This window comes from Sphingomonas aerolata (genome assembly GCF_023935825.1).
Classification (GTDB): domain Bacteria; phylum Pseudomonadota; class Alphaproteobacteria; order Sphingomonadales; family Sphingomonadaceae; genus Sphingomonas; species Sphingomonas aerolata.
Window position 1 is genome coordinate 1592501 of sequence record NZ_CP098762.1, and the last position, 14581, is coordinate 1607081.

The window sequence follows — 14581 nt, forward strand, 5'->3', positions numbered from 1 at the left end:
AGGTTAAGTGGAGGGGTGCAAGCTCTGAAATGAAGCCCAGGTAAACGGCGGCCGTAACTATAACGGTCCTAAGGTAGCGAAATTCCTTGTCGGGTAAGTTCCGACCTGCACGAATGGCGTAACGACTTCCCCACTGTCTCCAGGACATGCTCAGCGAAATTGAATTCTCCGTGAAGATGCGGAGTACCCGCGGTTAGACGGAAAGACCCCGTGCACCTTTACTGCAGCTTCAGAGTGGCATTAGGAAGAAACTGTGTAGCATAGGTGGGAGGCTTTGAAGCATCGGCGCCAGCTGATGTGGAGCCATAGGTGAAATACCACCCTGTTTGTTTCTGATGTCTAACCTCGTTCCGTAAGCCGGAACAGGGACCCTCTGTGGCGGGTAGTTTGACTGGGGCGGTCGCCTCCTAAAGAGTAACGGAGGCGCGCAATGGTGGGCTCAGGACGGTCGGAAACCGTCTGTTAGAGTGCAATGGCATAAGCCCGCCTGACTGCGAGACTGACAAGTCGAGCAGAGACGAAAGTCGGTCATAGTGATCCGGTGGTCCCTCGTGGAAGGGCCATCGCTCAACGGATAAAAGGTACGCCGGGGATAACAGGCTGATAACCCCCAAGAGCTCATATCGACGGGGTTGTTTGGCACCTCGATGTCGGCTCATCACATCCTGGGGCTGGAGCAGGTCCCAAGGGTTTGGCTGTTCGCCAATTAAAGTGGTACGTGAGCTGGGTTCAGAACGTCGCGAGACAGTTTGGTCCCTATCTGCCGTGGGCGTCGAAATTTGAGAGGAGTTGACCCTAGTACGAGAGGACCGGGTTGAACATACCTCTGGTGTACCAGTCGTTCTGCCAAGAGCGCAGCTGGGTAGCTATGTATGGACGGGATAACCGCTGAAAGCATCTAAGCGGGAAGCCTCCCTCGAGATAAGATTTCATAGAGCCGTCGGAGACCACGACGTTGATAGATCGGATGTAGAAGTGCGGTAACGCATGGAGCTAACCGATACTAATTGCTCTATTCGCGCTTGAGAGTCTCACACCATCAATGACAACACTGGGTTCGCCCAGCGTCAAAGATGCGTGCGGATGATTAAGACGACGCCAGATTGCCAATCCCCTCGCCGTCGAGGGATTGGTCATAAATACCACTAACCTTGCACGGTATCGATTTTAAAACCCTCAAGACCCGTCGCAAGGCAGGCCTCGAGGGACCCAGATATCACAGTGACGCATGTCGCACCGGCTCCATTGCCTGGTGGCTATAGCGTCGGTGTCCCACCCGATCCCATTCCGAACTCGGCCGTGAAACCCGCCTGCGCCAATGGTACTATCGCTCAAGCGATGGAAGAGTAGGTCGTCGCCAGGCATTGAAGCCCGTGCGACATGCATCACACGATATCTAAACCCATTCACAATCTCATCTACCCTTACGTCCCTAACCGGACCGTCGCGGGGTGGAGCAGCCCGGTAGCTCGTCAGGCTCATAACCTGAAGGTCACAGGTTCAAATCCTGTCCCCGCAACCAAATCCTACGACAGCCCCGGAGCGAAAGCTTCGAGGCTGTCGTCGTTATTATGCCAGCGCGTAGTGCGAACAGTAAGACCAACTCGCCCCATAGATAGATGGTGAAATCAGCTCTGGTCAAAGCCGGAGCGCTGGAGCGTGCCTGCCCAAATTTGGCATTCGTTCACCGTGGTCGATGCGACGCCGTAGCGATGCTCGACAGATCGATTGTCGGATCGATCGGCACGCCGGAATCCCTCCGATCCGAATACCTGTCGACGAGCTGGGCCGCGTGAGGGCGTAGCATGACCGTGAAGCGGACCATCTTCTCCATCTTCGCAGTGCCGATCTGCCGGTCAAGATTCGTGAGTCCGACTTCACGATCCGGGCGGATGCTGACCGTCTCGGTCTCCAGGCGCTGCGTCTCCGCCTCATACCCTGCAAGGAATGCCGCGACGATATCGTCGCATATGGGTCGAGCCCACAGAAGAGCTACAGGGCGGTCGGTGACTCAAATACAGGTGTGTCGCTACCAATTGGCTGACGTTTGCAAAGCTTTACTCGGCACACATCTTGACGCCAAGGCGCGCTGCCATTGCGGAGCGGCCAACGAATAGATCGTCGGCTGAATTGGATGGAGCGCTGTGCAATGAACCGATATTTTCAACGACGCCGGACAGTTGCCGGGCTGCTGGCCGTCGTGGCCGGGATCGCAGCGATCGCCGGTGCTGGCCTAGCCTCGGCGGTACCGCCCCTACACGGGCCGCCTGGCCATTCGGCAACAGCGGATCCTGCGATCAACGACGCGCACTTCAACAAAATGCTAACGCAACTTCTGCCTGACGGCACACCCAAGCAAAGGGCGCAGCTGAAGCTAATCGCCAATTCGGTCCATACCGATCTGAATGCCTTTCACGCACAGTTCCGGACCGCACACCAACGTGCATACGTCCTGGTGTTGCAGCCGTCGATCGACCGCGCCGGGTTGGAGGCATTGCGAGTCGAGCAGGTGCAGCAGGCGGACCGTGCCTCGCGGCGGATCGTCCAAGGGCTGGCCGACGCCGCCGAGGTGCTGACACCATCACAGCGCGTCCGATTGGCTGCTTATCTAAAGGCGGTCCATCACAAGGGAGCAGGACTGTGAGCCCCTTTTTGGTTGGCATATGCATACTGGCCGTCTCAGGCGACGCCAGCGCCGCGCCGCTGACGTTGCCGTCAAGCCAGACCCCGATAGAACGCGTCAGCGTTTCTGATCTCGATCTACGCGGCGAAGCCGGCCGGGCGACCCTTCAGAGGCGCATCCATGGAGCAGCGCGTCGGGTATGCGACACCCATGGTGTTTTGCCATTGGCGATGAACCTGAGCGCGATGCGCTGTACTCGAACTGCCATAGCCCGTGCTTCGGCTCAACTCGACCAGATCGCTGCCGCCCACGCGGCAGAAGCGGTCGAGATCGCAGCACTCGCCGTCGACACAGGTCGCTGACGGCACGCGATCGTCGGACCTGGCCTACAGGCTTTGCGGAGTGCGCGAAGCCTGTATGGTCTGATGGACATCCCTGCATCATCATCTGAAGGCCAAGGCCATTATTCAGCACATCCTGATGATCGAAGACGATTGCCGCCTGGCGGCGATGGTGAAGACCTATCTAGCCCAGCATGGCTATGTCGTTGCACACGCCCCGACCGGCGAGGAGGGCCTAGCCGCGTTGCGCGACCACGAGCGTGCGGGGTTCGCGGCCGTGCTGCTCGACCTAATGCTCCCCGACAGCGACGGGCTCGACATCTGCCGGCATGTCCGTGCATTGCCGTCGCCCGCAGGCGCGATGCCGATCGTGATGCTCACGGCAAAGGGTGACCCGTTCGACCGCGTAATCGGCTTAGAGTTGGGCGCTGACGACTATCTTCCCAAACCGTTCGAGCCCCGCGAGCTGCTGGCCAGGTTGCGTGCCGTGCTGCGTCGACCGGCCTTGGCCGCAGCGGACAGCCTGCCGCGGTTGCGGTTCGGGCGGCTGGAGATCGACCGCGATGCGCGTGTGGTGCAGCTGGACGGGCAGGGTTGCCCGCTGACCGCCTATCAGTTCGATCTGCTCGTGGTGCTCGCCGAGCGCGCCGGTCGCGTGCTGTCGCGCGACCAGCTGATCGACGCGTTGAATGGCGGAAGCCACGAGCCATTCGACCGATCGATTGACGTTCATATCGGACGCCTGCGTGCCGCAATCGAAGACGATCCCAGGCAGCCTCGGCGCATCATCACGGTGCGCGGATCGGGCTACGTGTTCGCACGGGTGCAGGATGGCTGAGCCTGACGTGCTGGACGGTGACAGCGGACGACCCCGCCTGATGCAGCGCCTGTATTGGCGGATCTATCTCGCATTGCTGGCGAGCCTAACGGCGGCGGCAACTCTCTTTGGACTGGCGCATCTGCGCTACGGCGCGGCTCCAGCGGCCATGCAGGGCTTCCATGGCCATCTCGCCATGCTGGCGCTGCTGCTGGCGATTGCGGTGGTTGTGGCGGTCGCTGCATTCCCCGTCGTTCGTCGGCTTACCCGCCGGCTCGAGCGGCTCCAGGCCAGCGTCGATGCCTGGGGAACGGGTGATCTGTCGAGGAGGGTTGCCGTCGAGGGGCGCGACGAAATTGCGCGGCTGGCAATGAGCTTCAACCAATCGGCCGGGCGGATCGAAGCGTTGATGGGCGCGCAGCGGATCCTGCTAGCCAATGCCTCCCACGAACTGCGATCGCCGCTCGCGCGTATCCGCATGGCGATCGAGTTGCTGTCCGAGGCACCGTCCGTCGCAGTACGCGCGGAGCTAGCGCGCAATGTGATGGAGCTCGACCAGCTGGTCGAGGAGGTATTGCTCGCAAGCCGGCTCGACGGAATGTCAAAGCGTGAGCACCGGCCAATGGTTTTGGACCTGACCGCGCTCGTCGCCGAAGAATGTGCGCGGGCTACCGCGCAGTTCACTGGAGAGCGAGTAGAGATCTGCGGCGATGCGATCCTCCTCCGGCGGATGCTCCGCAATCTCCTCAACAACGCGCAACGTTACGGCGGAGGGACGGCGATCCTCGTCACGCTGACAGCCTCTGCAGCGGAGATCGCGCTTGAGGTCCACGATGGTGGCGCAGGTGTCGCGCCAAGCGAGTGTGAGGCCATCTTTGCGCCGTTCTACAGAGCACGCGGCGCGAACGAGGGTGATGGCGGACATGGCCTCGGTCTCAGCCTCGTCCGTCAGATTGCACGGCAACACGGAGGTGAGGTGCGCTGCATCGCAGCCGAGGCGGGCGGTGGTCGGTTCAGGGTGGCATTGCCGAGATCACAGCTCTGCCGCAATGCCGCCCGGAAAGCGGCCGGGAATCTAAACGAACGGACGACCGAAGTTTGGGGAGCACATAGGGCGCGAACGCCCGCTTGTGGGTTAAATTTGCGAAAACGACGCCGGACTTAGGATCTGGTTGTCTATTCCTGTGGTGATTTCGCGGTCGGTAAGCCCCGGCGTCGAGATGAGCCGGCGCCAAGCGGGATCCGACCCGAAGGCACGCCAGTTTCGCTCACGGGTCGCAAGGTCGGGAAAGGTCAGCAGGTAGGTCAGGCTCGGCAGGCGGGCTCCGGTAAGGTCCTGGGCGAAAAAGACCGGCGTTAGGCCAGTCCGACGGAATATCTCGATCTCACCGCGCGTGTCGAACATCCCGATCTTGGTCATTCCTGCCGCGTCGCTATGGCTGAAATACGTCCGGAGCTCGAATACGCGCGGCGTGTTGCTGCTCGAGGCGTCGGTCAATTCGAGCCGAGGAAAGTGAGGGAACGCGCGCATCAACTTCACTTCAAGGGACGTGTATGGCGGCGCGTCTGGCGTCGCCTTCAAAAACGACCCGGCAGCCGTGGTGTAGCTCGGATCGGCGGTAAGCCTGCCGGGCAAAGCCACGAAATCCTCGATCGAGGGATAGGGGACGAGAACATGGACGGTTGGACTTTCGGACCCGATCGCCACCGTAAATACACCCACCGGCCCGCAACCTGCGCGTCGTGCTGCAGGGATAAAGGCGTTGCTCAGATAAGCGTCCAGACGGTCCTTCATGGGGCCGTTTACCAGCCGATAGGTCCGCAGCTCGTAGATCTCCAGGGTTGCTGCCGCGTCGCGGGGCTGAGCCTGAGCCTCGACAGTTGCGAGCGCCACGCCGCTCATAGCGGCACCTGCGAGTAAGGAACGTCGATCAATTGGATGTGCCATCATGCCCTCGCAAAGCCGTCCGGGCCAGTCGAGCGCAAGCCGCAACCGTCGTCAATCGGCGATGTCTGCCCGCTGATGATTGACCTACGCCGACCTCGCGGCATTCCTGCGTCAAATGTGCCAGCTGGGTGGCGTCAAATGGTTCAGCGCTATGATATAGAGATAATATGTTGAGAGCGCTTAATCATCGAAAGCGGCTGTCCAGCTAGCATGTAAGTGCGACCAAAGCTGGGGATCTGGGACGGGCAACCGAATGGCCGACCTCGGTCATCCCATGGCAGCGATTGGCCAGAGCCGCTGTCGAGCGTGCGGCGCAGCGGTCCCCCCTGTCGGCATAGGCGGCCAGCCGCTTATGTAGCTGGCAGCCGATACGGTGCACGGTAGCGGGGCGTGATTAGTCTGTTCGCCTCTGCGTCATCCCTGAACTGACCTGTCGCAGTATCCCAATTCACCTTGCGGCCTGTGCGCAAGGCGATGTTTCCCATCTGGCACACGATGGCGGTGTTGGACGCCGCCTCGATCGTACAAGCTGGCGTGCGCGCGCGATTTTTGACGCAGGCAATGAAGTCGGCTGTATGCCGGTCGAGCCCCTCGTCCTTGGCTTTCGTGACCGGGATCTCCCGAGTCATGGCTTTGCCATCGCTTGTTTCTGGCGTGACACGCCACTGGCCACGATCGACGACAAGGGTGCCGGTCTCGCCGACGAAGGCGACGCCGTGGTCGCGGCCGCCATAGGGGCCCTGACTGATGCCGACCGCATGCTCCCATTCCACGGAATAGTCGCCAAAGTCGTAGATGGCGGTCTGCGTGTCCGGAGTTTCCATCGCAGAGCCCGGATAGCCATAGGCACCGCCAAGCGAACTGACCGAACGAGGTGCCTCTGCCTTCATGCCCAACAGCGCGATGTCCATCAGATGGACGCCCCAGTCGGTCATCAGGCCACCCGCATAGTCCCAGTACCAGCGCCAGCTGAAGTGGAAGCGATTGGGATTGAAGGGGCGCAGCGGTGCGGGGCCCAGCCAGCTATCATAATCGACGCCGGCGGGTGGGGCCTGATCCGGTTGGGGAACGACGCGCTTCATCCATCCCATGTACGCCCAAGCCTTGACCTTTCGGACCCGACCGATGCCGCCGGACTGAACATGCGCGATCGCGTCTGCCCAGTGCTGGTTGCTGCGTTGCCACTGACCAACCTGAACCACACGATTGTGACGCTGTTTGGCGGCGACCATGGCACGGCATTCGGCAATGGAGTTTCCGAGCGGCTTTTCACAATATGCGTCCTTGCCCGCGGACATGGCATCGACCAGCTGAAGCGCGTGCCAATGGTCGGGCGTGGCGATGATCACCGCGTCTATCGACTTGTCGTCCAGCATCCGACGATAGTCGTCGTAGAGCTTCGGCGTGAGGCCTGAGACCTTCTTCAATTCGGCACCGCGTGCCGCAAGGACCGTAGCGTCGACGTCGCAAAGGGCTACGGGCGCCACGTCGGCCCGCTTGCACATGGCCGATAGATCCGACCAGCCCATGCCCTTGCAACCTATCAGACCCACCTGGACCTTGTCGTTCGCCGACACCCGGCCGCGGCGCTGGGCAAAGGCCTGGCCAAGTGGCACCACGGTAGCAGCCGAGGCTGCGAGGCCGCCAACCAAGAGGGCGCGGCGGTCGAAGCTAGTGGTCATGTTGGTCCTCCCCTATCTGTCCTGACGGCATTGGTAGCGCCCAACCGCCCCTTCGCAAGACTACAGACGCAAAGGGAGTGCGCCGCAAAACGCAGTTTCAGCTCCTGGTCAGGGGCATCCAGACGAAAAGCAGCGTCCGGTCGGCCATGACCAAGAGCGTCACGCATCGTCGAAATAGTTGATCCGAACGATAGATGGGCGTCCGAAGTCGGGAAGGGGGCGATGTCTCTGAGTGTTCAGATGGTGGTCTTCAAAGGGAAAAGTCGTGGCGGGGGCCCGTCTACACTAACCTGCTAACGCAACGGCGTTCGTAGATACCGGACCCACGGGAACTAGTGCGTTAGGTATCGCCGCCCCAAATTGTAGCCTTTAATCGTCAGCGCCATGTTCCGATCCAACAGGAATGGATGATCGTCTGATGCACCTTGGGCTGGTCGATGAGAATGATACCCTTCCTGACGAAGCCGCGCCTGCATTGGCGCTCCTCGACCACGCCGGCACCGACCGTGCTGCCTGTGATGACGTGCTCGAAGCCATCTCCGTCCGGCTGGCGGCCGTTGCCGGCGGTTCGCAGGCAGCGCTGGGAGCAGGCCGCCGCGCCTGCGACGGCCCTTGCCGAGGAGTTCGGGTTCGTTGGTGACGCTCGCTTTCGCACCACGATTGCCCGTAAGGTGGTCAGTTCCGCGTCTTATCCTAAAACGCGACCTTGAACTGGCCGCCGATGATCCGCGGCTCGTTGATCATCCCCGTCAGGTTGTTGAAATCGATCGCGCTGATGCTGCGATACTGGTTGGTGATGTTGCGTACGAACGCGCCGACCTCATACCCCTGCGGCGATTTATAGCCGACCTTGAGCCCGCCTTCGAGCGAAGACTTGCCGGTGAACTCCACCGCTTCATACAGGAAGAAGTTTATGCGGCTGCGGTAGACCCAGTCGGTATAGGCATAGACCTCGCCACCATTGGCGAGCGGGATGCCGTAGCGCGCTGTCCAGTTGGCGATCCAGCGTGGCGCCTGGGGAAGATCGTTGCCGTCGATCATCGCAAACCCGTTCACGATCGGATCGAGCACGGTGCAGGTCGCGCAGACCCCCACGCCGATCGAGCGATCGCGGATCTCGGTGAAGTTGTAGCTGCCGCTTGCGGTCAGCGACAATTCGGGCACCGGCCGCGCCTCGAACTCACCCTCGACGCCATAGCCGATCGCCTTGTTCGCGCTGATCAGACGGGCCGAGTTGCTGCTGCCGCCGACCGCCGTGATCTGCAGGTCCCTGGTGCTGTACCAATAGGCGTCGAGCGAGAAGTTCACCTTCCGGTCGAGCAGCGTCCCCTTGAAGCCGCTCTCGCCAGAGAAGGTCGTCTGTTTCGGTGCGGTGCTCTGAACGCTGCCGAACGTCACGCGGTCCTGGATCGCCGGCCCCTGATAGCCGGTCGCAAGCCGCGAATACACGTTGATCGCGGGGGTCAGCTCATAGGTCGCGCTCGCGTCCCAGGTCACGTTCGAGCCACGGACGACCGCACGTGCGGGCAGTGTGTCGCTGATCCCGGTCCCGGGGATCGGTGCTGTCACGAGGTCGTTGCGATAGTCGTGCGAATAGCGGACGCCCGCGCGCAACGTCAGCAGGTCGGTCGGCTTCGCCTCGATCGATGCAAACGCACCGTAATTCTCGTTGCGATTGTCGTGGAAGATGTCCTGCGTCAGGTCGGTCGCACGCGATCCGGTACCGCCGAACGCATAGTCATATTGATGATAGCGCAGCGTCTGGTAGAAATAATACAGCCCGCCCTGCAAGCGGATGCCGTTCATGTCCTCGCTGGCGTAGCGCAGTTCCTGGCTGAACTCCTTGGGCTTGGTGAGGCCGCCGGTGTTCGACGGGAACAGCCCGACGCCGATCGCGCCGATCGTGCCGCCCGTGAACGGGTAGCTGTTGCCGCCATCGACGTCGCCAGTGCTCTCGACCTTGGCCTGTTCATAGCCGGTGACCGAATAGAAGGTGCCGATGCCGTCGAGGTGATAATCGAGCCGCAGGTTGGTGCCCCATTGCGTCAGGCTCTGGCTGGTATAGCCGTCGAGCGTGACGTGATTGGGGTCGAAGCCGGTGTTGAAGTCGTTGGTGCCGGGTTTGAACAGCCCGGCGCGGAAAATGCGCGGCGAGCCCGTGAGGTCACGGACGTGGACGTTCAGCAAGGCGTTGAAGTCGCCGTTGGTATAGCCGAGCTGGAAGCGGCCGGCGACATCGCGATACCCTTCGAGCTTGCGATCGGCATTGCCCGTCGCGGAATCGTTGGTGACCCAGTCGTCACGCGACTGAATGATACCTGAGGCGCGGAAGGCGAAGCCGTTGCCGATCGGCAGGTTCAGCGCCGCCTCGCCGTTGATCGTGTTGTAGGTCGCCCAGGATCCGGTCGCGTAGCCCGAGACCTTGTCCGGATCCGGCTTGGCGGAATTGATCTTCACGACGCCGGCTGGCGTGTTGCGCCCGAACAACGTGCCCTGCGGCCCGCGCAGCACTTCGACGCTTTGCAGGTCGAACACTGGGAAGGATTTCAGCATCGGATTTTCGAGCGCGACGTCGTCATACACCACCGACACCGGCTGTGCGGCGTTCGGATCGAAATCGGTATTGCCGAGCCCGCGGATGTAGAAGCGCGGGAAGGTGCGGCCGAACGAGGATTCCACCTGAAGGCTCGGCGTGCGACCAGCGAGGAACCGGATATCGAGCCCGCTTGAGTTAAGGACGTCGAGTTTCTCGCCGCTGATCGCGGTGACCGCGAGCGGCACGTCCTTCGCCGATTCGCGACGGCGGGTCGCCGTGACGACGATGTCGCCGACGCCCTGTTCGCCGGCCGGATCGCCGACGGCTTGCCCCGTCGGCGCCTGGTCCTGCGCGACGGCTGGTGTGGCACAGACGAATAACGGCGCGCTGGCGGCCAGCAGTCGGGCGATGGCAGACGTACGAACGGGCAAGCGAATCATGGATGGTCCCCCCTTGGGCTTCGAACATCCTCCTGCGTCGATCCGTGTGACCCGGATCCGTCCCCGATCGGTAACATCACTGCCACGTGCGGCAAGAGACACGATCGGCGGCGATGCATTTTTGCGTCGCACCGCGACATCTTTGCCCCAGTTGGCGCCGCAGTCATCCCCGCCGATTGGTTGCGGAGAGCGCAATGGTGAAGCTATTGCGGCCCGGCAGACGCGGCGATCGTGCCGGACCGGGGAATAGATATGCGCGTGCTTCTCATCGGGCTGGGTGACATCGCTCGCAAAGCATATCTTCCGGTTCTTTCCACGCGAGCTGATCTCGACATTCACCTGGCGACGCGCGATGCGGGCGTCCTTGACGAGGTCGGCCGCTCGTTTCGTATCGGGCATCGGCACACCAGCGCTGCAGATGCGCTTTCCACCACATTGTTCGACGCCGCCTTCGTCCACGCGTCGACGCAGGCACACGGCGAACTCGTCAGGCTGCTTATTGAGAGAGGCGTCCCGACCTTCGTCGACAAGCCGCTCGCCGATAATCTCGGCGACGTCGAAGCGCTTGTCGCCTTGGCCACGGACCGTGTCGCTCCGCTCATGGTCGGCTTCAACCGGCGGTTTGCGCCAGATTATGTCGCATTGCGAGGCATCGACGCGAACCTCATTATCCTCGAAAAGCACCGCTACCGGCAACCCGACGAGCCGCGGAAGGTCGTCTTCGATGACTTCATCCATGTCGTCGATACGCTGCTGTTCCTGGCCCCAGGACCGGTCTGCCGACGCAACATCGAAACCCATATCGTAGACGGCATGCTCCACACGATCACCCTCACGCTCGCAGGCGACGGGTTTACCGCCATCGGCACAATGCATCGTAACAGTGGGCTCGACGAGGAACGCCTGGACGTCATTGGCGGTGGGGCCCGTCATACCGTGCTGAACCTTGCTGATCGCGTCGAGACAAGCGGGACACAGCGCTTACATCGACGAGGCGACTGGATCTCGGTAGGAGAGCAGCGCGGCTTTGCGGCGATGTGCGACGACTTCCTGCTTGCGGCGCGTGAGCGAAGGCCGGTCGATTCAGCCGCTATTCTCGCAACGCATGAAGTTTGCGAGGCCATCGTCCGTCACACGGAGGCATGATCCCGGGACACGCCTCCCGTGATTTGATTGTGTAGGCGCGCAGCCCGCACCGCACCGACAAGGTCGCCCCCACTTCATGAACGCCAGTGCCGACAACCGCCTAAATGGCGGCATGCAGTGGCTTAGCCGGAAACCTCATTGAATGAGTGTCCGCAGCTCGGCGGGGGGAAGGCCCTGCAACGTTGGCTTGTGGGGCGTACGTGAAAGAAAGGTCGCGCGTGGCGGCAGCCCCTCGGACTGCCATGGGCCAGGTCTGTAGCGAATTGCGTTGCAGAACGACCCAAGGGTTATTGGCCGGCATTTGGACGACGCGAGTCAGCTGGTGGACCCGTCAGATGCTACGATCACCGTCACGCCGTCGCGTAAAACCTAGAGCGGGTTGCGTGCCTTCAGCGAAGCGTCGAACGTTTCGTTGGACGGCCCGGTCGACTGACCTGCACGGTAAAAGGGGGCGTGCAGGAACAATGGATCGCCCGCTCGAAACAGGCGGGCGGCCCCGGCGAGCGACCCGAGCATCGCCGACCACATGCTGAAATGGACCATGTTGATGCACGATATCGGCCCCGCGCTTGCGATCGGTCAGCCTATGACGGCAGTGTAGAGACCGAGTAGCGGTCGGACATTGTCTACCTCGGAGCATCACGCAACGATCGAGGTGCGGGCGCCGAGTTCTGGATCGATCGATTGCCATCGGCGTCACGATCCTGCAACAATACCATACTAATGTAATGGGATATGGAACCGAACAGCCCCGCGCATATGGCGCGAAGGATCCTCATTGGGAGGATCGAAACCCTGAGCATCGGCCAGCCCGGTGCAGCCCTCAGCTTCGAAGGGAGGCTGGCCGCAGAGAACGGATGGACCGGGTCGTTTGCAGACCGGGTCGCGACGGAATATCGTCGCTTCCTCGCGCTGGTCGCGATCAGCGATGAGCAGCTTACGCCGTCGGACGCGGTTGATCAGGCGTGGCATCTGCATCTGGCTTATACCCGCGATTATTGGCACGGCCTCTGCCGCGATATCGTCGCGCGCGATATTCATCACGAGCCGACATCGGGTGGCCCCGAGCAATGCGAGCACTATCGTGACCGGTATGTGCGTACGCTCAATTTATACCGGGACACCTTTGGTGCTGCGCCGCCCGCAGATGTTTGGCCCGATCCCTGCGAACGATTCTCGGGAAATTTCCAGCGGATCGACCGGACCAGAAAGATGCTTCTGGGCGCGGAAGAGGCGACGTTGGTCGGGTTCATTTGCGCCGGCCTGGTCGTCCTGATCGTTCAAGATATGGTGGCGCTGGTTGCCGTTTTCCTCCTTGCCGTCGCGATCGTCACATGGATCCAGGGTGCGCGACTAAAGGCCGGCAGAGCTGGTCGTCGTTTCGATCTGAACTTCGACGGTGGCGCTTGCGGGTTGGACGGATGCGGTAGCGGCGATGGCGGGTGCGGCGGGGGGTGCGGCGGGGGGTGCTCATGACCCACCCCGTCTTGCAACGGGCGACGAGGAGGGGCGCACCGCCGCCAAGCGAGACATGCGCGTCGACGGCGGTGCGCGCCAGCACCAACCCGAATACTGTAAAGCTGTTCGCACTACCTTTGCTCCGGAGTGGGGCCCACGGGATTTGCCGTCATGCGCACTGCGTCCTGATTCGCGCACGAGCGGCAGAGGTGAACGGACGTCCGCTTTCGGGCTGCTCAAAGACACTGCTCCAGGAGTGGCTCTGGGTCTTTGGGATGCCGTCTTTCGAGCGGGAGTGAGCTGCAAGTTTCCAGCTGTGCAAGCGCTGGGGGGCTCGAATGCGCGCAGGTGAGGCGACTGGCCTCCTTCCGAAATGTGATCTCTAGCTTTGGGTGTCGACGAAGCTACGCTGACCGTCATGGATCTGGTCTTTGGCTGGCGCACGGCTGTCCTCACGGTGGCAGCGGCAATTTTGCTGCCGCTGGCGGTCGGCTTGTCGACGTCGTTTCAGAACCGGCTGGCGGCGCGCGCGCTTGCTGCGCTGCTGATCGTCATGACCGGCGTCTTCGTGCCCTGGCTGATCGGGTTTGCCGGCTTTTATGATCGCTGGTGGTGGCTGACCTTCGCGCCCTTCTCGAACGCGCTGCTGGTCCCGCCGCTCCTCTATCTTCACGCTTATGCTCTAGTCACCGGTCGCTGGTCGCCCGCGGCATGGCGACACCTGCTACCTGGCGCCATCCAGTTCGCCTATCAGACTGCCGCGTTCCTCCTGCCGACGCCGCTGAAGCGTCACTGGGCGGATCTTGCTTTCACGACCGGCAATGCGATCGTCGCATCGCTGCTCGCGATCAGCTTCGTCGTCTATGGCGCGTGGACGATCCGGCTGTTGCACGACTACCGCGACGCTCTGTCGCAAAAGCGCAGCGACGACGCGCGGTTCGCGACTGCGTGGCTCAGCCGCACCGCCGTCGCCTATCCGTTGCTGGCGATCGTCTGGGCGGGCTGGCTGCTGGTCGATGCGGTGACGCCGCTCGGCTATAGGGGGCTGATGCCGCTCTACGCCGCGATCGCGGGGTTCGCATTGTATCTCGGGATCACAGGATGGCGGTATCTCGCGTTGCCGTTTCCGGCGCTCGACACACTGGAGCATCCGGAGGTGCGATCACCCGCCGTTCGAAACTGGCAGGCGCAAGGGGAGGAATGGGCGACGCGGATCCGCGATAACGGGTGGTATCGTGACGACTCGCTGACGCTGCGGCGGCTGGCGAGCCTGCTTGGGACCAACGAGACCTATGTGTCGCGCGCACTCAATGAGGGGCTGGGCGTCGGCTTTTCGGACTTCGTCAACGGTCTTCGCTGCGAGGATGTCGCGGCGGCCCTGGCGGCGGACGATTCCCGGCCAGTTCTGGCGATCGCACTCGACGCCGGGTTCGCGTCGAAGGCGAGCTTCAACCGCGCCTTCCAGCGGCGCTATGGTCGCTCACCGAGTGCGTATCGGGCGTCTCACAAACGAGAAACCGCATGGCACGGGCGATGATGAGGCGACGCGTACGCGCTCGGCCATGCTTGAAGAGGGTATCCATAACGTCG

The 14581-nt window shown here is 62.0% G+C and carries 12 protein-coding genes, 1 tRNA gene, 2 rRNA genes and 1 pseudogene (1 of these 16 only partly in view); 11 read left to right on the forward strand and 5 right to left on the reverse strand.

Annotation, left to right across the window (positions count from 1 at the left end; genetic code table 11):
- From NEF64_RS07540 to NEF64_RS07550, 3 genes are all read left to right on the forward strand, one after another.
- A 23S ribosomal RNA gene (locus NEF64_RS07540) occupies window positions 1–1027 on the forward strand (it extends 1770 nt beyond the left edge of the window).
- A 221-nt stretch (window positions 1028–1248) separates the two neighbouring features.
- A 5S ribosomal RNA gene (rrf, locus tag NEF64_RS07545) occupies window positions 1249–1363 on the forward strand.
- Window positions 1364–1445: 82 nt separating this feature from the next.
- A tRNA-Met gene (locus NEF64_RS07550) sits at window positions 1446–1522 on the forward strand.
- Window positions 1523–1684: 162 nt separating this feature from the next.
- On the opposite strand, the pseudogene NEF64_RS07555 reads toward NEF64_RS07550, so the two are convergent.
- Window positions 1685–1834, reverse strand: a pseudogene (locus NEF64_RS07555) (arsenical resistance protein ArsH); the annotation flags it as partial.
- Window positions 1835–2149: 315 nt separating this feature from the next.
- Here NEF64_RS07555 and NEF64_RS07560 point away from each other — a divergent pair.
- From NEF64_RS07560 to NEF64_RS07575, 4 genes are all read left to right on the forward strand, one after another.
- Window positions 2150–2644, forward strand: a complete 495-nt coding sequence (locus NEF64_RS07560) for a periplasmic heavy metal sensor (RefSeq protein ID WP_051916480.1) — start codon at window positions 2150–2152, stop codon at window positions 2642–2644.
- Window positions 2641–2985, forward strand: coding sequence for a UrcA family protein (locus NEF64_RS07565; protein WP_159043507.1), 345 nt, complete (start codon window positions 2641–2643; stop codon window positions 2983–2985). The genes NEF64_RS07560 and NEF64_RS07565 overlap by 4 nt, the downstream gene beginning before the upstream one ends.
- A 118-nt stretch (window positions 2986–3103) precedes the next feature.
- The gene (locus tag NEF64_RS07570) at window positions 3104–3802 is read left to right on the forward strand and encodes a winged helix-turn-helix domain-containing protein (protein WP_252574739.1); all 699 of its coding nucleotides are present in this window, start codon (window positions 3104–3106) and stop codon (window positions 3800–3802) included.
- Between the two features lie 40 nt (window positions 3803–3842).
- Window positions 3843–4946 carry a sensor histidine kinase gene (locus tag NEF64_RS07575; protein WP_200912218.1) on the forward strand — a complete coding sequence of 368 codons (1104 nt, stop codon included), beginning with the start codon at window positions 3843–3845 and terminating at the stop codon, window positions 4944–4946.
- Here NEF64_RS07575 and NEF64_RS07580 read toward each other — a convergent pair.
- Complete coding sequence (locus NEF64_RS07580) at window positions 4917–5684, reverse strand: NIPSNAP family protein (RefSeq protein WP_051916330.1); 768 nt, start codon at window positions 5682–5684, stop codon at window positions 4917–4919. The genes NEF64_RS07575 and NEF64_RS07580 overlap by 30 nt on opposite strands.
- Before the next feature lie 395 nt (window positions 5685–6079).
- Window positions 6080–7411, reverse strand: coding sequence for a Gfo/Idh/MocA family protein (locus NEF64_RS07585; protein ID WP_031393868.1), 1332 nt, complete (start codon window positions 7409–7411; stop codon window positions 6080–6082).
- A 403-nt stretch (window positions 7412–7814) separates the two neighbouring features.
- Here NEF64_RS07585 and NEF64_RS07590 point away from each other — a divergent pair, with 403 nt between their 5' ends.
- Complete coding sequence (locus tag NEF64_RS07590) at window positions 7815–8051, forward strand: hypothetical protein (RefSeq protein ID WP_156360485.1); 237 nt, start codon at window positions 7815–7817, stop codon at window positions 8049–8051.
- Window positions 8052–8104: 53 nt separating this feature from the next.
- Here the strand turns inward: NEF64_RS07590 and NEF64_RS07595 are convergent, their stop codons facing one another.
- Window positions 8105–10387 carry a TonB-dependent receptor gene (locus NEF64_RS07595; RefSeq protein ID WP_235516524.1) on the reverse strand — a complete coding sequence of 761 codons (2283 nt, stop codon included), beginning with the start codon at window positions 10385–10387 and terminating at the stop codon, window positions 8105–8107.
- Between the two features lie 252 nt (window positions 10388–10639).
- Here NEF64_RS07595 and NEF64_RS07600 point away from each other — a divergent pair, with 252 nt between their 5' ends.
- Complete coding sequence (locus NEF64_RS07600; protein ID WP_252574741.1) at window positions 10640–11533, forward strand: Gfo/Idh/MocA family protein; 894 nt, start codon at window positions 10640–10642, stop codon at window positions 11531–11533.
- 369 nt (window positions 11534–11902) lie between these two features.
- Here the strand turns inward: NEF64_RS07600 and NEF64_RS07605 are convergent, their stop codons facing one another.
- The gene (locus NEF64_RS07605; RefSeq protein WP_320466540.1) at window positions 11903–12109 is read right to left on the reverse strand and encodes a DUF938 domain-containing protein; all 207 of its coding nucleotides are present in this window, start codon (window positions 12107–12109) and stop codon (window positions 11903–11905) included.
- A gap of 183 nt (window positions 12110–12292) precedes the next feature.
- On the opposite strand from NEF64_RS07605, the gene NEF64_RS07610 reads away from it, so the two are divergent.
- Window positions 12293–13009, forward strand: coding sequence for a glycine-rich domain-containing protein (locus NEF64_RS07610; protein WP_252574743.1), 717 nt, complete (start codon window positions 12293–12295; stop codon window positions 13007–13009).
- A 400-nt stretch (window positions 13010–13409) separates the two neighbouring features.
- Entirely contained in the window at window positions 13410–14528 is a 1119-nt protein-coding gene (locus NEF64_RS07615; RefSeq protein ID WP_200912219.1) for a helix-turn-helix domain-containing protein, read from the forward strand.
- The last annotated feature ends 53 nt before the right edge of the window (window positions 14529–14581 follow it).